At 73.0% G+C, this 20,272-nt stretch carries 21 protein-coding genes and 1 other RNA gene; 14 read left to right on the plus strand and 8 right to left on the minus strand.

Annotated features, from left to right (window positions below; translation table 11 throughout):
• Nucleotides 1-20 precede the first annotated feature (20 nt).
• The 3 genes from AB9M23_RS08670 (at nucleotide 21) to AB9M23_RS08680 (ending at nucleotide 2,522) form a co-directional block, all read left to right on the plus strand.
• Nucleotides 21-872 carry a branched-chain amino acid ABC transporter permease gene (locus tag AB9M23_RS08670; RefSeq protein ID WP_372424222.1) on the plus strand — a complete coding sequence of 284 codons (852 nt, stop codon included), beginning with the start codon at nucleotides 21-23 and terminating at the stop codon, nucleotides 870-872.
• An 11-nt stretch (nucleotides 873-883) separates the two neighbouring features.
• Nucleotides 884-1,912 (plus strand): branched-chain amino acid ABC transporter permease, encoded by a 1,029-nt coding sequence (locus AB9M23_RS08675; RefSeq protein WP_372424124.1) that lies wholly within the window; start codon nucleotides 884-886, stop codon nucleotides 1,910-1,912.
• A 154-nt stretch (nucleotides 1,913-2,066) separates the two neighbouring features.
• A complete protein-coding gene (locus AB9M23_RS08680; protein WP_372424125.1) occupies nucleotides 2,067-2,522 on the plus strand; it encodes an acyl-CoA thioesterase in 456 nt (151 codons plus the stop codon).
• A gap of 6 nt (nucleotides 2,523-2,528) precedes the next feature.
• Here AB9M23_RS08680 and AB9M23_RS08685 read toward each other — a convergent pair whose 3' ends face one another.
• From AB9M23_RS08685 to AB9M23_RS08695, 3 genes are read right to left on the minus strand one after another with little or no spacing between them, the layout of a single operon-like run.
• Complete coding sequence (locus AB9M23_RS08685) at nucleotides 2,529-3,611, minus strand: sensor histidine kinase (RefSeq protein ID WP_372424126.1); 1,083 nt, start codon at nucleotides 3,609-3,611, stop codon at nucleotides 2,529-2,531.
• 5 nt (nucleotides 3,612-3,616) lie between these two features.
• Nucleotides 3,617-4,042 carry a response regulator gene (locus AB9M23_RS08690; protein ID WP_372424127.1) on the minus strand — a complete coding sequence of 142 codons (426 nt, stop codon included), beginning with the start codon at nucleotides 4,040-4,042 and terminating at the stop codon, nucleotides 3,617-3,619.
• Complete coding sequence (locus tag AB9M23_RS08695; protein ID WP_372424128.1) at nucleotides 4,039-6,102, minus strand: CHASE domain-containing protein; 2,064 nt, start codon at nucleotides 6,100-6,102, stop codon at nucleotides 4,039-4,041. Before AB9M23_RS08695 ends, AB9M23_RS08690 begins: the two co-directional genes overlap by 4 nt.
• 299 nt (nucleotides 6,103-6,401) lie before the next feature.
• Between AB9M23_RS08695 and AB9M23_RS08700 the strand changes: the two genes are divergently transcribed.
• On the plus strand, nucleotides 6,402-6,548 hold the full coding sequence (locus AB9M23_RS08700) for a histidine kinase (RefSeq protein ID WP_372424129.1): 147 nt from the start codon (nucleotides 6,402-6,404) through the stop codon (nucleotides 6,546-6,548).
• Nucleotides 6,545-7,576, plus strand: coding sequence for a tyrosine recombinase (locus tag AB9M23_RS08705; RefSeq protein ID WP_372424130.1), 1,032 nt, complete (start codon nucleotides 6,545-6,547; stop codon nucleotides 7,574-7,576). Before AB9M23_RS08700 ends, AB9M23_RS08705 begins: the two co-directional genes overlap by 4 nt.
• Nucleotides 7,577-7,637: 61 nt before the next feature.
• Here the strand turns inward: AB9M23_RS08705 and AB9M23_RS08710 are convergent, their stop codons facing one another.
• From AB9M23_RS08710 to AB9M23_RS08720, 3 genes are all read right to left on the minus strand, one after another.
• Nucleotides 7,638-8,090: a DNA polymerase III subunit chi gene (locus AB9M23_RS08710; RefSeq protein WP_372424131.1), complete on the minus strand. Its 453-nt coding sequence runs from the start codon at nucleotides 8,088-8,090 to the stop codon at nucleotides 7,638-7,640.
• 45 nt (nucleotides 8,091-8,135) lie between these two features.
• On the minus strand, nucleotides 8,136-9,662 hold the full coding sequence (locus AB9M23_RS08715) for a leucyl aminopeptidase (protein ID WP_372424132.1): 1,527 nt from the start codon (nucleotides 9,660-9,662) through the stop codon (nucleotides 8,136-8,138).
• 130 nt (nucleotides 9,663-9,792) lie between these two features.
• Entirely contained in the window at nucleotides 9,793-10,572 is a 780-nt protein-coding gene (locus AB9M23_RS08720; RefSeq protein ID WP_372424133.1) for a TSUP family transporter, read from the minus strand.
• A 63-nt stretch (nucleotides 10,573-10,635) separates the two neighbouring features.
• Between AB9M23_RS08720 and ruvC the strand changes: the two genes are divergently transcribed.
• The 8 genes from ruvC (at nucleotide 10,636) to AB9M23_RS08760 (ending at nucleotide 16,611) form a co-directional block, all read left to right on the plus strand.
• A complete protein-coding gene (gene ruvC / locus AB9M23_RS08725; protein ID WP_372424134.1) occupies nucleotides 10,636-11,148 on the plus strand; it encodes a crossover junction endodeoxyribonuclease RuvC in 513 nt (170 codons plus the stop codon).
• A 4-nt stretch (nucleotides 11,149-11,152) separates the two neighbouring features.
• Nucleotides 11,153-11,767 (plus strand): Holliday junction branch migration protein RuvA, encoded by a 615-nt coding sequence (gene ruvA, locus AB9M23_RS08730; protein ID WP_372424135.1) that lies wholly within the window; start codon nucleotides 11,153-11,155, stop codon nucleotides 11,765-11,767.
• Between the two features lie 106 nt (nucleotides 11,768-11,873).
• Nucleotides 11,874-12,497, plus strand: coding sequence for a DsbA family protein (locus tag AB9M23_RS08735; RefSeq protein WP_372424136.1), 624 nt, complete (start codon nucleotides 11,874-11,876; stop codon nucleotides 12,495-12,497).
• Nucleotides 12,498-12,503: 6 nt separating this feature from the next.
• Nucleotides 12,504-14,045, plus strand: coding sequence for a murein biosynthesis integral membrane protein MurJ (gene murJ / locus AB9M23_RS08740; protein ID WP_372424137.1), 1,542 nt, complete (start codon nucleotides 12,504-12,506; stop codon nucleotides 14,043-14,045).
• Nucleotides 14,046-14,118: 73 nt separating this feature from the next.
• Nucleotides 14,119-14,275, plus strand: a non-coding RNA gene (gene ssrS / locus AB9M23_RS08745) — 6S RNA.
• Nucleotides 14,276-14,287: 12 nt separating this feature from the next.
• Nucleotides 14,288-14,935: a 5-formyltetrahydrofolate cyclo-ligase gene (locus AB9M23_RS08750; protein WP_372424138.1), complete on the plus strand. Its 648-nt coding sequence runs from the start codon at nucleotides 14,288-14,290 to the stop codon at nucleotides 14,933-14,935.
• A 4-nt stretch (nucleotides 14,936-14,939) separates the two neighbouring features.
• Nucleotides 14,940-15,761, plus strand: coding sequence for a TIGR00282 family metallophosphoesterase (locus tag AB9M23_RS08755; protein WP_372424139.1), 822 nt, complete (start codon nucleotides 14,940-14,942; stop codon nucleotides 15,759-15,761).
• A gap of 16 nt (nucleotides 15,762-15,777) precedes the next feature.
• Nucleotides 15,778-16,611 carry an exopolysaccharide biosynthesis protein gene (locus AB9M23_RS08760; RefSeq protein ID WP_372424140.1) on the plus strand — a complete coding sequence of 278 codons (834 nt, stop codon included), beginning with the start codon at nucleotides 15,778-15,780 and terminating at the stop codon, nucleotides 16,609-16,611.
• A 77-nt stretch (nucleotides 16,612-16,688) separates the two neighbouring features.
• On the opposite strand, the gene AB9M23_RS08765 is transcribed toward AB9M23_RS08760, so the two are convergent.
• Entirely contained in the window at nucleotides 16,689-18,131 is a 1,443-nt protein-coding gene (locus tag AB9M23_RS08765; protein ID WP_372424141.1) for a pilus assembly protein TadG-related protein, read from the minus strand.
• 284 nt (nucleotides 18,132-18,415) lie between these two features.
• On the opposite strand from AB9M23_RS08765, the gene AB9M23_RS08770 reads away from it, so the two are divergent.
• Nucleotides 18,416-19,162, plus strand: a complete 747-nt coding sequence (locus AB9M23_RS08770) for a YebC/PmpR family DNA-binding transcriptional regulator (RefSeq protein ID WP_372424142.1) — start codon at nucleotides 18,416-18,418, stop codon at nucleotides 19,160-19,162.
• 36 nt (nucleotides 19,163-19,198) lie between these two features.
• Here the strand turns inward: AB9M23_RS08770 and AB9M23_RS08775 are convergent, their stop codons facing one another.
• Complete coding sequence (locus AB9M23_RS08775) at nucleotides 19,199-20,077, minus strand: LysR family transcriptional regulator (RefSeq protein ID WP_372424143.1); 879 nt, start codon at nucleotides 20,075-20,077, stop codon at nucleotides 19,199-19,201.
• Nucleotides 20,078-20,272: the final 195 nt, after the last annotated feature.

Below are 20,272 nucleotides of genomic sequence, written 5' to 3' on the forward strand. Positions count from 1 at the left end.
TCATCGGAGTATCCCCGCAGATGCTGTTCGGCCAGCTCATGCTCGGGCTGATCAACGGCGCCTTCTACGCGGTCCTGAGCCTCGGGCTCGCGGTCATCTTCGGTCTCCTCAACGTCATCAACTTCACCCACGGCGCGCAGTACATGATGGGCGCCTTCGTCGCCTACATCCTGCTCGTCGTCTTCGGCGTGCCCTATTGGGGCGCGCTGGTGCTCGCGCCGGTGATCGTCGGGGCGGTCGGCATCGTCATCGAGCGCACGATGCTGCGGCGGCTCTACCACCTCGACCACCTCTACGGCCTGCTCCTGACCTTCGGCCTCGCGCTCATCATCGAGGGCCTGTTTCGCTCGCAATACGGCGTCTCCGGTCAGCCCTACCCGAACCCGCTGCCGGGCGGGACCAATCTCGGCTTCATGTTCCTGCCGACCTATCGCGGCTGGGTCGTCGTCGCCTCGCTCGTCGTCTGCTTCGGGACGTGGCTCGTGATCGAGCGCACCAAGCTCGGGTCCTACCTGCGTGCGGCCACCGAGCGGCCCGACCTCGTGCAGGCCTTCGGCGTCAACGTGCCCTTGATGATCACGCTCACCTACGGCTTCGGCGTCGCGCTCGCGGGCTTCGCCGGGGTGCTCGCCGCACCGATCTACCAGGTGAGCCCCTTGATGGGGGCGAACCTGATCATCGTCGTCTTCGCCGTGGTGGTGATCGGCGGCATGGGCTCGATCCTCGGCGCCATCGTCACCGGCTACGCGCTGGGCATCGTCGAGGGCCTCACCAGGGTCTTCTGGCCGGAGGCGTCGAGCACGGTGATCTTCGTCGTCATGGCGATCGTGCTCCTCGTGAAGCCGGCCGGCCTGTTCGGCACCGCCAAGTGAGAGGGGATCGCATGACCATCTCGCGCGGCAAGCTCGCCTTCCTCGCCTTCCTGGCGCTGGCGCTCGTGGCGCCGTTCTTCCTCTACCCGGTCTTCCTGGTGAAGGTGCTGTGCTTCGCGCTCTTCGCCTGCGCCTTCAACCTGCTCGTCGGCTACGTGGGCCTGCTCTCCTTCGGGCACGCGATGTTCTTCGGCGGCGCCTCGTACTTCTGCGGCCACATGCTCAAGGTCTGGGGTTGGCCGCCGGAGCTCGCGATCCCCGCGGCCGCGCTGGCGGCCGGGGCCATGGGCCTCGTCGTCGGCGCGCTTGCGATCCGCCGCCAGGGCATCTACTTCGCCATGGTGACTCTGGCGCTCGCGCAGATGTTCTACTTCTTCGCGCTCCAGGCCCCCTTCACCGGTGGCGAGGACGGCATCCAGGCGATCCCGCGCACGCCGATCCTCGGCGTGATCGACACGCGCGACGACACGGTGCTCTACTACGTCGTGCTGGCGATCTTCACCGCGGGCTTCCTGCTCGTATACCGCACGATCCACTCGCCGTTCGGGCAGGTGCTCAAGGCCATCCGCGAGAACGAGCCCCGCGCGATCTCGCTCGGCTACGCGGTGGACCGCTACAAGCTCCTCGCCTTCACGCTCTCGGCCGCGCTGGCCGGGCTCGCGGGCGCGACGAAGGCGCTCGCGTTCCAGCTCGCGTCCCTCACCGACGTCGCCTGGCAGATGTCGGGCGAGGTGGTGCTGATGACGCTGGTGGGCGGCATGGGGACGGTGTTCGGCCCCGTGGTCGGCGCGGCGGTCATCGTCACCATGCAGAACTACCTCGCCGGCTTCGGCGAATGGGTGCTCGTCACGCAGGGCGTGATCTTCGTCGTGGTCGTCCTGTTGTTCCGCCGCGGGATCGTCGGCGAGGCGATGGCCTTCGCCGCGCGACGCGCCTCTTCGGAGAAGGCGCGGGGGCGTGAGAGCCGAGACGACGATCCCGAGCGCGTCGCGCCCGGAAGGGCGGGCGCGACATCGGCGGATGGCGCGAAGGGTGGATGACGGCGCCGATCGGTTCCTCCCCACAGGAGAGGGGCGAGGCCGAAGGCCGGAGAGTCGACGGGCGACGGGCGCCGGGCGGCCCGTCGGGCGGGGGCGTGACGCCGGGAGATGCCGCGCCTATGCTCGGGCCGACCCATCGAGGAGGCCCCCCCGCGTGTCCCGTCAGCCCCGCCCCGCGCGCGACGCGTTCGCCGTCTTCAGGCCGATCCAGACGCGCTGGATGGACAACGACGTCTACGGCCACGTCAACAACGTGGTCTACTACAGCTACTTCGACACGGCCGTGAACGGCTGGTACGTCGACGAGGGCCTGCTCGACGTCGCGGCGAGCCCGGTGATCGGGCTCGTGGTCGAGACGTCCTGCGCCTATTTCGAGAGCGTCGCCTTCCCCGAGGGGCTGGAGGCCGGGATCACGGTCGCCCGGCTCGGCACGTCTTCGGTCACCTACGCGGTCGGGATCTTCAAGGCCGGGGCGCCCGCGGCCGCGGCGGCGGGGCGCTTCACCCACGTCTTCGTTTCACGTGAAAACAGCCGGCCGGTGCCGATCCCGCCGGAGATCCGCGCGGCGCTCGAGCGGCTGCCGATCACGGCGCTCCCATCGACGGCCTGACGGTTCTCATCCGACGCGCCGCGCCGGGTCCTCCTGCACATCCTCGTCCACCGCGAAGCTCAGCATCACCTTCGTCCCCCGGTGGCTGGGGTCGAACTCGAGCTTCGACTGGAGCGCCGAGGCCATCGACCTGATGATCCGGGTGCCGAGCCCGCTCCCCGTCGCCGGCTCGTCGCCGCGCCAGCCGGCGCCGTCGTCCTCGACCACGAGCCGCGCCATGCCGCCGCTCTCGCGCAGGAGGAGAACGCGGATCTCCCCGCCGGCACCCGCGGGGTAGGCGTACTTCACCGCGTTCGTCACGAGCTCCGCGACGATCACCCCGAGCGACACCGCCTTGTCCGTCGGCATCGGAACGCCGTCCGCCCGCACCTTCAGCTCGTGCCGCTCACCCTGCGCCTGCAGCGCGGCGGCGAGCTCCTCGATCAGGCCGCGCAGGTAGGCGTCCATCGACACCGCGCGGATGTCCGGCGAGGTGTAGAGCCGCCGGTGGATCTGCGCGATCGCGGTGATGCGGGACTGCGTCTCCACGAGAACCGAGCGTGCCGCCGGATCGGTGACGATCGACTTCTGCATCGAGACCAGCGAGGAGACGAGCTGGAGCGAGTTGGCGACGCGGTGGTTGACCTCGCGCAGCAGCATCTCCGCCCGGTCGCGCTGCTCGCGCACCTCGCGCTCCGCGGCCTCCTTGGCGCGGCGGACGCGCTCCTGGGTCAGCGACTGGCCGATGCCGGCGACCAGCAGGTCGAAGAAGGCGCCGCCCACGTCCTTGACGATGTAGTCCGCGGCCCCGGCCTTCAGCGCCGCGACCGCTATGCGCCCCTCGTCCGCGCCGGTGACGTAGACCACCGGTGGCGGATCGGGGAGGGCGCGGATCTCCGCCAGCACCTCCAGCCCCTCCTTGCCCGGCATGAAATGGTCGAGGGCGACCACGTCGAAGCCGCCCGTCCCGAGCGCCGCGACCCCCTCGTCGCCTCCGAGCGCGAAGCTGACGGCGATGCCCTTGCGGGCGAGCGTGCGCTCGACCAGGCGGCCGAAGGCGGGATCGTCGTCGATGTAGAGGAGGCGCACGCCTTCGAGCTGGTAGGGCACGATCGTCAGGCCTCTGGCACCTGCATCACGGAGAGGAAGAGACCCAGCTGCCGGATGGCCTGGGCGAAGGTCTCGTACTCGACCGGCTTGGTGATGTACACGTTGCAGCCGAGGTCGTAGCAGCGCTGGATCTCGCGCTGGTCGTCCGTGGTCGTCAGCACGATCACCGGCGCACGCCGGAGGCGCTCGTCGGCCTTGAGCTTGGCCAGGATGTCGATGCCGCTCATGTCCGGCAGGTTGAGATCCAGCAGGACGAGGAGCGGGCCGTTGGCGCGCACCTCCTCCTGCATCACGTGGGCGAGCGCCGAGGTGCCGTCGACGAAGTGCCGGATCTCGTTGTTCACGCCGGCGCGGCGGACGTTCTTCTCGATGAGGCGGGCGTGGCCCTGGTCGTCCTCGACCATGATGATGGTGACGGGCTGCGGGCTCATGCCACGCTCTCCTTCTGGTCCTTGTTTTCGTCCTTGGACGCCTTGGTGGCGTCGTCGAGCACTTTCGGCAACGTGATCGTGAATGTCGAGCCCTCTCCCGCCGTCGACTCGACCTCGATCGAGCCGCCGAGGCGGCGCACCAGCGCACGGGTGTGGGCGAGGCCGATCCCCTCGCCCGGCACGTCCTGGCGCCCGGCCCGGCGGAACAGGTCGAAGATCCGCTCGAAGTCGGTCTGCGAGATGCCTCGGCCGTTGTCGGTGACGGCGAGGCGCACCAGTGGACCGGCGTCCTGCCCCGTCACGCGGATCCGCCCCGGCCGCGCCGGGTCGAGGTACTTCACCGCGTTCTCGACCACGTTGCCGATGATCTGCTCGAGGGCGAGCCGATCGGAGGTGATCCGCGGCAGCGGCCCGATCTCGATCGTGGCGTCACGCTCGACGAGCTGGTGGGCGAGGCTGTCGCGCAGTCCCTCGACGATCTCGGAGAGCGCGACGGGCTCGGCCGACAGCACCCGCCGGCCCTCGCGGGAGAGCTTGAGGATGGCGTTGATCAGCCGGTCCATCTTCTGCGTGGAGGCTCGAATGAAGCCGAGCGCCTCCGGCAGGTCGGATTCGATGGCGCGTCGCGCGTCCTCGCTGGCGATCTCCGGCGCCTTCTCCGCCAAGTCGGCGAGGAGGGCCTCGACGTCCGAGCGCACCGTCTCGAGTTCGGCGGTGAACCCCATCACGTTCACGAGCGGCGCGCGCAGATCGTGGCTGACGATGTAGGCGAAGCGCTGGATCTCCTCGTTGGCGGCGGTGAGCTCCGCGGTGCGCGCCTGGACGGCCCGCTCGAGATCGACGTTGAGCTCGGCGAGGCGGGCCCGGGCGCGCTCGAGCTGCGCCGTTCGCCGCTCGACCCGGTGCTCGAGCGTGTGGTTGAGCTCCTCGACCTCGGTGCGCGCCTGCTCCGCCGCGTCCACCGCCCGGGCCTGCCGCACGCTCGCGGCGGTGAGCATGCCGGTGGCGAGGAGCCCGGCGAGGAAGATGAAGGGCGTGAAGACCCGCGGCGAGGCCCGCTCGAACAGCGGCGCGGTCTCGAGCACGACGGTCCACGGCTTGTCGGCGATGGTGATGCGCTCTACGCTGGCGAAGCCCAGCCGGCCGGGCTCGCCGAGATCGCGGGTGCGGTAGAGCAGGTTCTCCGGCGTCGGCTCGACACCGTCGTAGACCGCGAAGGCGAGCTCGCCGCCGAGCCCCTGGAACAGGGCGCGGTCGAACAGGTCGCGGGCGCGGAAGGGCGCGTAGACCCAGCCCTCGAGCAGGCGCCGGCGCTCCTCGACGGTCTCCGGGATGCGCCCGCCGGCATAAACCGGCAGGTAGACGAGGAAGCCCGGCTGCACGTCCTCGTCCGTCTCCTGGACGAGGGTCACGCGCCCCGACGCGGTCGCGCTGCCGCGGTCGCGGGCTCGGATCATGGCGGCGCGCCGCGTCTCCTCGGAGGCCATGTCGAAGCCGATGGCCTGCCTGTTGCGGGCATCTTCGGGCTGGAGGAGCGCGATCGCGCTGCGCAGGGCCTCCGACGTATCCGCCGCCGACTCCGGCGTGCGGTCGTCCGCGTCGGGCCAGACCGCGAAGCCGGCGACGCCCTGGGTGCGCATCGCTTCCTCGAGGGTGGCCTGCGCCGCGGCGTCCTCGATCAGCGACACGTAGCCGACACCCTGGACGCCCGGGTACTCCTCGTCGATCCGCAGGCGCCGGATCAGCGCGGAGAAGCGCGCGCGATCGATGGTCTGGTCGACGGCGAAATAGGCGGCGACGCCGCGCAGCAGCCCGACATAGAGGCTCATGCGCTCGTCGATCGAGATCACCCGCTGGGCGACGAGTGATTCGAATCGCTGCGCGTCGCGTTCGGCGGCCACCCGATCGTAGGAAAGCCCGGCGATCACGGTGCTGGCGAGGCCGACGGCGAACACGACGGCGGGAGCGAGCAGGTTCCGGCCGGTGAGGCGCGTCGGCCGCGCGCCGCGCGTCCTGCCGCCGCCGGCGTCCTCCAGCCGTGCGGCGTTCATGTCGTCCATTCCGTCGCTCTCGCGTCTTGGTCCCGGGGCGTGCGCCAACCGACGGCGCGAGGCCGCAGCGTGGCCAGACATAACGCGCAGGCACGGCGATTGTTCCACCGATGGGCACGGGCGACCCGGCCGAAACGGCGCCCCGCGCGGTCGCAGATCCGGCCGCTTCCTTCGGGGGCTAGGCAAGGGCCGGACGGGCGCCTAGGGTTCGTCCACCGCGCCTGGTTCGGCCCCGTGGCCCGGAGACGGCGCGACGCGGGCCGTTTCGTGTCGTCCGCGCCGTTCCACAGCCCGGGAGCCTCGAGACCGTGCCCACCCTGTTCCGTCTCGTCGTGATGCTCGGCCTCCTGGCCGGCGTCGTCTATGCCGGCATGTGGGCGCTCGCCCTGTTCGTCGAGCCGGACGTACGGGAGATCTCGACGACGGTGCCGCCCACACGGCTCGCGCCGCGATGAGCCGGCCGCGACGGGAACGCCCCGCGGCGGGCGCGGCGCGGGGTGGCGACGAGCGGCCGGGCGACGCGCGGCTCGTCGGTCTCTTCCTCGACATGCTGGCCGCCGAGCGCGGAGCCGCGCGCAACACGCTCGACGCCTACGGCCGCGACCTCGCGGATTATCTCGACTATCTCGCGGAGGTGGGCACGGCGGTGGTGGAGGCGCGCGCGCAGACCGTGCGCGGCTTCCTCGCCTCGATCGCCGAGCGCGGGCTCAAGGCTTCGTCGAGCGCGCGGCGGCTGTCGGCGGTGCGGCGCTTCCACGCCTTCCTGCTCGCCGAGGGCCTTTCGGCGCACGACCCGACGGCGACCCTGCAGGGGCCCAAGCAGGCGCGCGGCCTGCCCAAGACGCTCTCGGTGGACGAGGTCGACCGGCTTCTCGCGGTCGCGACCGAGGCCGCCGCGGTGCCGGGCATCGGCGCGAAGGCGCGGCTGCGGGCGCTGAGGCTGCGCTGCCTGCTCGAGTATCTCTACGCCACGGGCCTGCGCGTCTCCGAGCTCGTCGCCCTGCCGCGCGCGGCGGCGCGCACCCGCGAGCGGGCGCTCGTGATCCGCGGCAAGGGTGGCAAGGAGCGGCTCGTGCCGGTGACCGAGCCCGCCCGGGCGGCGGCGCAGGACTATCTCGCGGCGCTCGAGCACGACGGCCCCGCCCCCGCGGGGAAGACCGCCTGGCTCTTCCCGGCGGACAGCGAGAGCGGGCACCTCACCCGCCAGGCCTTCGCCCGCGAGCTGAAGGCGCTGGCCGGCGCCGCCGGCATCCCCGCGCGGCTGGTGAGCCCGCACGTGCTGCGCCACGCCTTCGCGAGCCATCTGCTGCAGAACGGCGCGGACCTGCGCGTGATCCAGGAGCTGCTCGGCCACGCCGACATCGCCACGACCCAGATCTACACCCACGTGCTCGACGCCCGCGTCGCGGCGATGGTGCGCGATCTCCACCCGCTGGGGGACCCGCGGCCGGACGCCGCCGCGTCTCCGGAGCCGGAGGAGTAGACACCACGACCGGAGGCGGCGAGGGACGTGGGGCGACGCCGCCGGGGGCGCGACGATCCGCTCACGCCTTCTTCACCCAGCGCCCCTTCTCGTCCTGGGTCCAGTAGGACGCCTCGTGGCCGGCGGCCTTCACGGCCTTCCAGCGCACCCGCGCCTGCGCCACCGCGTCGTCGTCGTCACCGTCGAAGATCAGGGTCACCCGCTGGTAGCGCGCGAGATCCTCGGGCAGGGCCGCGCCGTCGACGAGGAGAAGCGCGTCGGGGGCGTTGAGGTCGCCCTCGCCGGTCTGGATCACCACGGCCTCCTCGGCCGCCTGCGGGTCGGTCTCGGTCACGTGGGGGAGGAAGCTCTCGTCCTCGAAGGTCCAGAGCAGGTCGTCGAGCGCGTCGCGGCGCTCCTCCCCGGTGGTGCGGATCGCCACCCGCCAGCCCTTCTCCCGCGCCTTGACGACGAGCCGGGGCAGCGCCTCCTCTAGGGTCGCCCGCTGCAGGTGGTAGAACCAGACGTCACTCATCGCCGGCTCGTCCCCGGGATCTGGAGCGCCACCGCGCGCCGCGCCTCAGCCGCGCCCCTCGTAGTGGTCGCGCACCAGCCGGTCGAGCAGCCGCACGCCCCAGCCCGAGCCGAAGGTGCGTACGATCTCGCTCTGCGGCGCGCCCATGCCGGTGCCGGCGATGTCGAGATGCGCCCACGGCGTGTCCTCGACGTAGCGCTTGAGGAACTGCGCCGCGGTGATCGAGCCGGCGTTGCGGCCGCCGCCGACGTTCTTCATGTCGGCGACCTTCGAATCGATCATCTTGTCGTAGGCGGGTCCGAGCGGCATGCGCCAGACCGTCTCGCCGGTGGCCTCGCCCGCGGCGACGAGGCGCTCGGCCAGCGCGTCGTCGTTCGAGAACAGGCCCGCATGCTCGTTGCCGAGCGCCACCAGGATTGCGCCGGTGAGCGTGGCGAGGTCGATCATGAAGGCGGGCTCGAAGCGGTCGCGCACGTAGGTCATCACGTCGGCGAGCACGAGGCGGCCCTCGGCGTCGGTGTTGATCACCTCCACAGTCTGGCCGGACAGCGTCTCGACGATGTCGCCGGGGCGCTGGGCCCGCCCGTCGGGCATGTTCTCGACCAGCCCGATGGCGCCCACCACGTTGGCCTTCGCCTTGCGCGAGGCGAGCGCGTGCATCAGTCCGACGACGCAGGCCGCGCCGGCCATGTCGCCCTTCATGTCCTCCATGCCGCCGGCGGGCTTGATCGAGATGCCGCCGGTGTCGAAGACGACGCCCTTGCCGATGAAGGCGACGGGCTTGTCCTTCTTCGCGCCGCCGTTCCAGCGCATGATCGCCACCCGCGCCGGCCGCTCCGAACCCTGCGCGACGCCGAGCAGCGCGCGCATGCCGATCTTGGCGAGCTGCTTCTCGTCGAGGATCTCGACGTCGACGCCGACCTTCTCGAGCGCCTTCGCCGCGTCCGCGAACTCGACGGGGCCGAGCACGTTCGCGGGCTCGTTGACGAGGTCGCGGGCGAGGACCACGCCCTCGGCGAGGCTCTCGCGCACCTTGGCTGCCTTCTTCGCGGCGGCGGGGTCGGCGCAGCCGAGCACGAGGCGCCCGCCGGTCTTCTCCTCGGAGTCGTCTCCGTTCTTCTCGTCCTTGGCCTTCTTGCCCTTCTTCGACTTGTAGCGGTCGAAGGCGTAGGCGCGCAGGCGCGCGCCCAGCGTCATCTCGGCGATCTCCTCGGGCCCGACCTCGCGGCCCGCGAAATCGCAGATCACGGTCGCCTCGCGCCCCGCGGTGCGCCCGGCGATCGCGCCGCCGAGCGCCACGAGATCGAGCGGCGTCTCGTCGCCGGCGGCCCCGAGGCCGACGACGACGAGCCGGTCGGCGGCGAGGCCCGCCGGCGCGGGCAGCACCATGACGCTCTTGGCCTTGCCCTTGAAGCGCTCCGCCTTGGCGGCGCGCGCGACGAGGCCCGCCGCCTCCCCGAGCAGGTCCTGCGCGACCGGGCCGAGCGCGAGATCGGCGCCGACGAGGACGACGAGGTCGCCGCTCTCGGGCAGGGCGGGGGACTGGAACTCGATCTTCAGCGGCTCGGCCATGGAAACCTCGTGACTGGGATGCGCGGGCGACCGCGGGTCGCTCGATTCGCGACGCTTTCGGCTCAAGTTAGCCGATGCCCGCGGCAGGACAAGGGCGAGACGTGGTGGCGCCGCCGCGCCCGCCCCGCGCTCAGCGCAGGACCCCGTCCAGCGTCGGCAGCGAGACGATCGCGGCGAGCGCGATCAGCCCGTAGCAGATGCGCCGGAACAGCGCCTCGCTCGCGCGCCCGAAGAGCCGCGAGCCGAGGAGGAGGCCGAGCCCGTAGAACGGGCCGATCACCAGCGCCGTGGCGAGGATCGCCGGCGTCATGAGCCCGCCGAGGAGGTAGGCCACCGCCGTCCCGAGCGCGGCGAGCACCACGAAGACCACGAGGTTCGCGCGCACCTGCGCCGCCTTCGCCTGCGAGCCGAGCCAGTAGGCGATGGCCGGCGGCCCGCCCACCTGCGCCGCGGCGGAGAGCACGCCCGAGATCACGCCCACGCCCAGCGTCAGCGGCGCGCGCGGGCGTCCGCGGTAGCGCCAGCCCGAGACGAGGAGCGCCAGGAGGGAAGCGATCAGCGCGACGAGGAGCCAGCGCATCGTCGTCTCCTCCACGAGGAAGAGCACGGCCGCCCCCGCCGGCACGCCGACGTACGCGCCCAGCGTCATCAGCGACACCGCCCGCCTGTCGCAGGCGCGCCAGGCGGCGGGGACGTAGGGGGCGATCAGCAGAGTGTCGATCAGGAGCAGGACCGGGGCGGCCGTCTGCGGGCCCAGCGTCGCCGAGGCGAGCGGCATGAAGATCAGCCCCGCGCCGAAGCCCGAGAAGCCGCGCGCCGTCCCGCCGACGAAGGCCGCCGCCGAGGCGAACCAGAGCGGAAAGCCGACGATGTGGGCCGGCACGCCGATATTGACAAGCACGTCGGACACGCGCGACTCCTCGGGTTCGCGCGACGTTCCCGCGCTCTTCAGCGAATCGGCGGCTCGGCGACGATGGACTCCATCCGCATCCTCGGCATCGATCCCGGCCTGCGCAAGACGGGCTGGGGCCTCGTGGCCGTCCAGGGCACGAGGCTCTCCTACGTCGCCTGCGGCGTCATCCAGTCGGACGGCGATCTCGCGCTGGCACTGCGCCTCGTGCAGATCCACGACGGGCTCGCCGCGGTCGTGCGCGCGTGGGCGCCCGACGAGGTCTCCGTCGAGGAGACCTTCGTCAACAAGGACGCGCAGGCGACGCTGAAGCTCGGGCACGCGCGGGCGATGGCGCTGCTCGTGCCGGCGCTGGCGGGGCTGCCGGTGGCGGAGTACGGGGCGAACCAGGTGAAGAAGACGGTGGTGGGCGTCGGCCACGCCGAGAAGGCGCAGGTCGCGGCGATGGTGCGCGTGCTCCTGCCCAAGGCCGACCCGAAGAGCGCGGACGCCTCGGACGCGCTGGCCATCGCCATCGCGCACGCGCATCATCGCAAGGCGCGCAGCCTGACGGCGGCGCTGACGGCGGGGGCGTGAGACGATGATCGGCAAGCTCAAGGGCGTGGTGGACGCCTACGGCGAGGACTTCGTCATCCTCGACGTTCACGGCGTCGGCTACGTGGCGCATTGCTCGGCGCGCACGCTCCAGCGCCTGCCGAAGGTCGGCGAGGCCGCCGTGCTCTCGATCGAGACGGTGGTGCGCGAGGACATGATCCGCCTCTACGGGTTCCGCTCCGACCCGGAGCGCGAGTGGTTCCGGCTCCTCCAGCTCGTCCAGGGCGTCGGCGCGCGGGTCGCCCTCGGCATCCTCTCGGTGCTGGAGCCCGCCGAGCTCGCCACCGCCATCGCGACGGGGGACAAGGCGGCGATCGCCCGCGCGCCGGGGGTGGGGCCGAAGCTCGCCGCGCGGATCGTCGCCGAGATGAAGGACAAGGCCCCGGCCTTCGCGCCGATCGACCCGGTCATGGCCGGCCTCTCGGGCGGCGAGGGCGCGCCCCCGCCCGGCCCGGCGCAGGACGCCTTCTCGGCGCTCGTCAACCTCGGCTACGGGCAGTCCCAGGCCGCCGCCGCGATCGCCGCCGCGGTGAAGGCCATGGGCGAGGAGGCCACCACCGCCCAGCTCATCCGCCAGGGCCTCAAGGAGCTCGCGCGCTGACGCCGAGACGACGATGCCGAGACCGTGATGGGGCGACGGCGGCGATGCCACGAGGGCGCCCTTTTCCCGGTCTCCCGATGCCGGCCCAGCAGAACCGGAGACGCCCATGCCCACCCGCCGCGCCGCCCTCGCCGGCCTCCTCGCGACCTCTCTCCCGGGCACCCCCGCCTTCTCGCAGGAGGCGACCGCGCCGCATCGCATCCCGAGCGAGCTCGCCGAGCACGCCCGCACGCGCCCCGCCCTCGTGCCGGTGGGAGACGTCGGCGGCGACGTGATCTTCGTCGAGTTCTTCGACTACAATTGCCCCTGGTGCCGCGCCTCCGCCGGTCATCTCGACGCGCTCGCCGCGATGCCGGGGGTGAGTGTGCTGCTGGCGAGCTACCCGATCCTGTCGGACGCCTCGCAGGAGGCGGCGGCGATCGCGCTGGGCGTCCTCGCCCACGCCGGGCCCGAGGCCTATCGCGCGTTCCACGCCGCCCTGTTCTCCGCGCGCGGGCTCAAGGACGGCGCCCGCGCGCTGGCCGTCGCCGAGGAGGCCGGGCTCGACGTCGACGCCGTCGGGCGCGCCGCCGCGCTGCCGGGGATCGCCCCGGCGCTCGAGGACATGATCGGGGTCGGCCGACGGCTGGGCTTGGACGCCACGCCGGCGACCCTCGTCGGGCCCTGGGCCTGGGAGGGCTACATCGACCTCGCCACCAAGCGGCGCATCGTCGCCGACCTGCGCGCCTGAGCGGCGATGGCGCGCGCGGCCTCCGCCCTGTCCGCGACGCTCGTCGTCTCCGCTGCTGCGCTGGCTTCCCGGGTGCTCGGCTTCGTGCGCGACGTGCTGATCGCCGCGGCCCTCGGCGCCGGGCCGGTGGCGGACGCCTTCCTGGTGGCGTTCCGCATCCCCAACCTCGCCCGCCGGGCGCTGGCCGAGGGCGCGCTCACCGCGGGCTTCGCGCCGCTCTGGGCGCGGGTGCGCGAGGCGAAGGGCGCGGACGCCGCCGCCCGGCTCGGCGGCGAGGCGCTCCTCGGCCTCGCCCTGCTGCTCGCCGGCGCGACCGCGCTCGGCATGATCGGCGCCGGCGCCCTCGTGCTCGCGGTGGCGGCGGGCCTCGCGGGGGAGGGCACGACGCGGGCGCTCGCCGCCGACCTCACGCGGCTCGCGCTCCCGGCGATCGTCGCCTTCGGCTGCGCCGGGCTCGTCTCGGCCATGCTCGCCGCCCGCGGCCGGGTCGTGGCGCTGGCGCTGGCGCCGCTCGCGACCAACGCCGTGCCGATCGCGGCGCTGGTGCTGGCGCCCGCGCGGGTGCCGGAACCCGAGCGCCTCGCCGCCGTGCTCGCGGGGAGCGTCGGGCTCGCCGGGCTCGTCCAGCTCGCGATCGTCGCGATCGCGGCGCGGCGGGCGGGCGTGCTCGTTCCGGCGCGACCGCGGCTGGGGCCGGAGGTCCGCGCGGTGCTGGCGCTCGCCGGACCCGCGCTGGTGACGGTGGCGAGCGTCGAGCTGATCCTGCTTGCGGCGACGCAGGTCGCCTCCTTCACGCCGGGGCTCGTGGCACGGCTCTACTACGCCGAGCGGCTCGTCCAGCTGCCGCTCGGCCTCGTCGCCACCGCGGCCACGGCCGTGCTGCTGCCGCGGCTGGCCGCGCGGGTGCGCGCGGGCGATGCCGCCGGACTCGTGCGGGCGCAGAATCGCGCGCTCGAGGCGGCGCTCCTGGTGGCGCTCCCCGCCGCCACCGCGCTCGTGGTGCTCGCCGAGCCGATCGTCGCCGTGCTCTTCGCCCGCGGCGCCTTCGACGCCGCCGACGTCGGGGCGACGGCGGCGGTGCTGGCAGGCCTCGCGCTCGGCCTTCCCGTCGCCGCCGCGGGCAAGATCCTGCAGCAGGGCGGCTTCGCCCGCGAGCGGGTGCGCCCCGGCCTCGCCGCCACGGGGGCCGGCATCGCCGCGACGCTCGCCGCCGGCGTTCCCCTCGTCGCCGCGCTGGGCCCGCTCGGCCTCGGCCTCGCCGTCGCGGCGGGCCTCCTCGCCCATGCGACGGTCCTGGCCTCCGTGGCCGCACGCGACGAGGGCTGGCGCCCGGACCGGCGTCTCGGTGGTCGGCTCGCCCGCATCGTCGTCGCCTGCGCGGCCATGGCCGGCTGGCTGACGCTGCTCGGGACGTGGACGGGAGGCGTCGTGGACGGCCCGAGCCTCGTCGTCGCCTGCGCGTCCGGCGCCGCGATCTACGCCGCCGCCGCGATCGGCCTGGGCGCCGTGCGCCGCGCGGATCTGGCGGAGCTGCGCGCCGCCCGCTGAGCGCGCCGCCCCTCCGCAAATATCGCCCGTCCACCCCCTTCCCCCCGCCCCCGCCCCCCATTACATTGCCGTTGCGGGGCTGTGGGGTTCGTCAGGAGGACTTTTCCCCGGGGCCTTATCGATCTCGAAGGGAGCTGTCCCTGACCCGGTCCGTGGACCGGGACATACGGCGCCCACCTACTGTGTAGGTATCCCGGGATCGACTCTCCAACGGCTTTCGCGGCTCCGCACCGAATGATCGCATGACGCGCACCTCCCCCGACCACGAGTCACCCGACGACCTACCCCTCGGGGAGGGGGTCCTCGCCAAGCCGTCGCTCCGCGCCGAAGGCCTGGCACGGCGGGACGCGCTCGCTCCCGACGTGCGTGAGGAGGCGGCACGGCGGCTCGTGCGCACGCTGCTCGCGCTGCCGGAACTCGCGGGCGTCGGTCCGATCGCCGGGTACTGGCCGCTGCGGTCCGAACTCGACCCGCGCCCCGCCCTGGCGGCGCTCGCCGAGCGCGGCCACCGCATCGCGCTGCCCGTCGTCAGCGAGCCCTCCCTCGTCTTCCGGGCCTGGACGCCCGGCACCCCCCTGGTGCGCGGGCCCTTCGGCGTCGAGGCGCCGGGGCCGGAGGCCGAGGTGCTGCATCCGCGGGCGCTGCTCGTGCCGCTCGCGCGGTTCGACCGGGCCTGTCATCGCATCGGCTACGGCAAGGGGCACTACGACCGCGCGCTCGCCGCGCTGGAGCGCGCGGGGCCGGTGATCGCGATCGGGGTGGCGTTTTCCGTCCAGGAGGCGCAAACCATTCCCGCCGAGGATCACGACCGGCGGCTCGACCTCGTCGTGACCGAGGCGGAGATCGTCCGTGCGCCGCACCGGGCGGCCGGCGCGGCCCGGGAGGCCTGAGCGCATGCGCATCCTCTTCCTCGGCGACGTGGTCGGCCGGCCGGGGCGCCAGGCGGTGGCCGAGGAGCTGCCGCGCCTGCGCGGCCGCTGGAAGCTCGACTGCGTCGTGATCAACGGCGAGAACGCAGCGGGCGGATTCGGGATCACCGAGGCGATCTGCGAGGAGCTGATCGGCGCCGGCGCCGACGCGATCACGCTCGGCAACCATTCCTTCGACCAGCGCGAGGCCCTCGTCTTCATCGAGCGGCAGGGCCGGCTGGTGCGGCCGGCGAACTACCCCGTGGGCACGCCGGGCCGCGGCGCGACCCTGGTCGAAACGCCGGACGGCGCGCGCGTCCTCGTCGTCAACGTGATGGGGCGGGTGTTCATGGACGCGCTCGACGACCCCTTCGCCGCCGTCGAGCGGGCGCTGTCGGACTGCCCGCTCGGCGCCGCCGCGGACGCGATCGTGGTCGACGTCCACGCCGAGGCGACGAGCGAGAAGCAGGCGATGGGCGTGTTCTGCGACGGGCGCGCGAGCCTCGTCGTGGGCACCCACACCCACGTCCCCACCGCCGACCACCGCATCATGCCCGGCGGCACGGCCTACATGTCCGACGCCGGGATGTGCGGCGACTACGACTCCGTGCTGGGCATGGCCAAGGACGAGCCGCTGCGGCGCTTCCTGCAGAAGACGCCCGGCTCACGGCTGGAGGCGGCCTCCGGTCCCGGCGCGCTCTCCGGGATCGCCGTCGAGACCGATCCGCGCACGGGCCTCGCCGTGCGCGTCGCCGCCGTGCGGATAGGCCCGCATCTCGACGAAACCCGGCCGGCCTTCTGGGATTGACCCGCACGTGGAGCCGATGAACGCGCACGAGCAGAGCGACCGCGCCGAGGAGCGCAACGAGCCGTCGGGCGAGGCACCCGTCGCGGAGGCGCACGCGGCCGAGCGCCGCCGGCGCGTGCGCGAGGCGATCGAGCGGCTCCAGCAGCGCCGGGCCGAGCGCCGCGCGGCGAAGGCCGCGCGGCTCGCCGCCGAAGCCGATACGCCGCAGGCCAAGCGCGCTCGGGCGATCCACGAGGCGATGGAGCACAAGCGCATCTCCCTCGTGCTGCGCGCGGTGATCGACACCGCCCAGGGCGATCGCATCTCCATCCGCGAGATCGTCGAGGCCTTCGGCGAGCGCGCCTTCGGATTCGTCATCATCCTGTTCTCGCTGCCGAACTGCATCCCCGCGCCGCCGGGCATGAACTCGGTGTTCGGCCTGCCGGTGGTGCTCTTCGCGGTGCAGATGGCGATGGGCAAGCGCCGGCCGTGGCTGCCGCGCTGGCTGATGGACAAGACCTTCGCGGTGACGACCTTCCGACGGATCATCGACGTCGCCGAACCCCGCCTCCGCTGGGTGGAGAACCTCTGCCGGCCCCGCTACACGGCGCTGTTCGGCCCGCGCGGCGACCGCCTGATCGGCGTCTTCGCCATCCTGCTCGCCCTGTGCGTGATCATCCCGCTGCCGGGCACGAACTTCGTGCCCTCGATCGCGCTCGTGGTGCTGGCCATCGCCATCATGCAGGAGGACGGGGTGATGCTCGGCATAGGCGGCCTGCTCGGCCTCGCCGGCATGGCCTACACGATCGGCCTGTCCTGGGCTATCGTGGGGGTGGCGCTGTTCGCGGCGCAGAAGGCGGTGGGGATGTGAGGGCCATGGCGCCCGGCGGGGTCGCCGTCGGCCTGCCGCGTAGCCGCCCCAGCCGGTCGCGCCGCCGCGCGGGCCGGTCAGTGCGTCAGGCGCAGGCGCGAGATCTGCCCGCCGATGTGGCTCATGGCGTCCCCCAGCTGGGCCGCGTCCGCCGCGTCGTAGAATGTGCCACCGGTCAGGCGCGAACAATCCTCGAGAATCTGCTTGACCGTGGGATCGCCGACCTCGAACGCGATCGTGTAGATCGTGATGCCCGTGTCCCCGTCCGCGGCGATGTTCCGGCAGATGCGCCGCATGATCTCGTCCGCGGCCGCGCCGTTGGTGCCGTCGTGCTTCGGGTAGCTGGCCGAGCGGGTATTCCGACCGTCCGTCACGAGAACCATGTAACGCCTCACCGGCACGCCGTCCTCGCTCGTACGCCCGGCGATCGGCGCGTGTGGCGAGAGCGCGCGCCATCCCCAGATCAGCCCCGCAGGAATGTAGGTCTCGCCGGAGGTGCTCAAGCTGCGGATGTGCGACCTCGCTGCTGCGAGGTTGGTCGTCGGCTCCAGGATCGGGGAGCCGCAACTCTGGTTCATCAGGCCGGGAATCCGCACCGCGTAGTTGGCGTCGCGCGTGTCGTCCGGGGCATCGCGCGAGCCGACGCATCCGCTCCAGCGCACCCAGCCGCCGCCGGTCGTGCGGCACTGCTCCACCATCCGGTCGCCATGGACGGGGGTGCAGCGATCGACCCAGCGGGCGGGACGCGCGGGGCTGCCGCACGCGTAGGCCCGGCCGTCGTCCCAGCAGGTGCGGTCGGTCGCCGGTCGCGCCGGCTCCAGGACCCGCTCGCATCGCTGGTCGACGACCTCGCGTTCCAGCCGGCAGGACCGGTTCGTCGGCCGCTGATGGTCGGCGGGCACGTCGAGCCAGGGCTGCGTGCGGTTCGCGAGCCCGACGTTGACGTACTGGCCGAAGGGCACGACCGAGATCCTGACCTGGTCGTCGGCCCCGCGGCGGTCCTCGATCTCGCCGATCAGCCGTGTGGTGGTGGACTTGAGCACTGCGAGCCGCTCACCCGCCATCGAGCCCGTGGTGTCGAGGACGAACGCGAGATCGAACCGCTCGTTGCGTCCGCTCGAGGCCCGCGCCTCGACGGAGACGGCGATCGTCCTGATGCCCACCACGCCGAGCAGGGTCGTCGGTGCACCCGCCGTGAGCGAGACGCGCACCGCGACCTCGCGGCCGTCCTCCATCACGGGCACGATGTCGGGTTCGTAGCCGGTTTGCGCATAGGCGGTCAGCTGGGTGTCGATTACCGTGAGCGCCGCGGTCCTGCGCACGTCGAAGGACTCGTTCCCGCTGGTCGCGACGAGCGCCGCCGCATCGGCCGCCTTCTGGAGCTCGCCGCGAAAGTTGACGGCGCGGCTGTAGTCCACCGTCGTCCCGGCGATCCCGAGGAGAGGGACCAGCACGAGCGCCACGGCGATCGCGACGCCCCCGCGTCGGTCGCGCCCGAGACGATTCCACGCTGCCTGCATCCTTCGCCCCTCCGCGAGAACGACATCCGGGGAACGATGCAGGCGAACACCTTACGACATCTTGAATCCCCGGGGAGACGGGCGCCGCACTCGCGCCGATGGTTAAGCCCGCCCTGCCCGTTTCCCGGACGGGGCCGCGCCGCGGGGTCCGGCCGTCTCCCGCGCGCCGCGCTCGACAAGCCCCGCCCTCCCCGCCTATATCAGCACTCCAGCGACACCACGGATCCCATCGACCAGAGGACGCCGCGCCCCGTTGCGGGCGCCGCGCGAGGACGGACGACCGCATGGCCGGGCACAGCCAGTTCAAGAACATCATGCACCGCAAGGGGCGCGTCGATGCGCAGCGCTCCAAGCTCTTCTCCAAGCTCGCCCGCGAGATCACCGTCGCGGCGAAGATGGGCATGCCGGACCCCGCGATGAACCCGCGCCTGCGCGCGGCGATCCTCGCGGCCAAGGCGCAATCCATGCCCAAGGACAACATCGAGCGCGCGATCAAGAAGAGCCAGGGCGGCGACGCGGAGAGCTACGACGAGATCCGCTACGAGGGCTACGGCCCGGGAGGCGCTGCGCTGATCATCGAGGCGATGACGGACAACCGCAACCGCACCGCCTCCGACATCCGCTCCTTCTTCACCAAGTCCGGCGGCAACCTCGCCGAGACGGGCGCGGTGGCCTTCATGTTCGACCGCGTCGGCATCGTCGAGTACGCGCCCGACGTCGGCGACGCCGACGCCATGCTGGAAGCCGCGATCGAGGCGGGCGCCGACGACGTCGTCTCCTCCGAGGCCGGCCACGAGGTCTACTGCGCCGACACGGCGCTCGGCGAGGTGACGAAGGCGCTCGAGGAGCGCTTCGGCGAGGCGCGCCGCTCGGCGCTGATCTGGAAGGCGCAGACCGCCGTCGCCGTCGACGACGAGACCGGCGAGAAGCTGATGAAGCTGATGGAGACGCTCGAGGACCACGACGACGTCCAGAACGTCTACGCCAACTTCGAGCTCTCCGAAGCCCTGATGGAGAAGCTCTCCGCCTGAGCGCGGAGAGACATCACGCCCGCCGCCGGACGAGACTCACCCGTAGGCGCCGCGCACCGCCTCGGCGACCGCGCGTACGGCACGGCCGGGCCGCGTCGGCGCGAGGAGGGCCAGCGCGCAGGCGGGCAGCGCTGGGAGGTGGCCGCGCAAGGGGGCGAGCTCGGCGTGCCCGTCGGCCACGGCCTCCGGCAGCGGCGCCACGGCGAGCCCGACCCGGGCCGCGGCGAGCTGGCCCGCGGCCGACGGGCTCGTGCAGACGATCCGCCAGGGAATGCCGGCGCCCGACAGGATCGCCAGCGCCCGCGCCCTCCAGGGGCAACCCTCCGCCGCCACCGCGAGCGGCAGCGGCTCCGGCGGCGGCGCGGCGTCGCGCCGGCCGAACCAGGCCATCGGCTCGGGCCGCAGCCGGCGCGCGCCGGCCGGGAAAGGTGGCCCGCCGTCGGAGAGGATCGCCAGGTCGAGCTTGCCCGACTCGGCGAGCGCGAGGAGCTCCGACGAGAAGGCGACGGTGAGCTCCACGGCCACGTCCGGCGCCGCCTCGGCCGCCTGCGCCAAGGCCGCGGGCAGCCGCACGAGCCCCACGTCGTCGGCGACGCCGAGGCGCACGCGCGCGGACGCGAAGTCCGTCTCGAAGCGCTCGCCCACCTCGGCCACGAGGGCGAGGAAACGGCGCGCGTAGCTCGCCAGCGCCAGGCCCTCGCCGTTGGGCCGCACGCCGTCGCGGGTGCGCACGAACAGCGTGCGGCCGAGCTGGCGCTCGATGCGCACGAGCTGCTTGCTCACCGCCGACGGCGTCATCGACAGGGCCGCGGCCGCGCGCCGGACCGAGCCGAGCTCGACCACGGCGAGCGCGACGCGCATCGCGTCCGAGCGGAGGATCTGCCGAACGGCGGAGGAGGGCTCCGCATTTCCCATGCTCGCGTTTCCCCCCGGTGTACGCAGCGGTGACGAGGTTTCGCTACAGGAGTGGGGGGCGCGCGTATATCTGTCAAGAAAGGAACGGATGTTCGCGCGAGACGGGCCGACGTCGGCGCCTTGGGGCAACGAGTCGTCGGCGGCTGGCCCGAGCGGACGTCCGTTCCGGCGATCCCGGGGCCGACCGGGCCGGCC

This window comes from Salinarimonas chemoclinalis (genome assembly GCF_041514305.1).
Lineage (GTDB): Bacteria > Pseudomonadota > Alphaproteobacteria > Rhizobiales > Beijerinckiaceae > Salinarimonas > Salinarimonas chemoclinalis.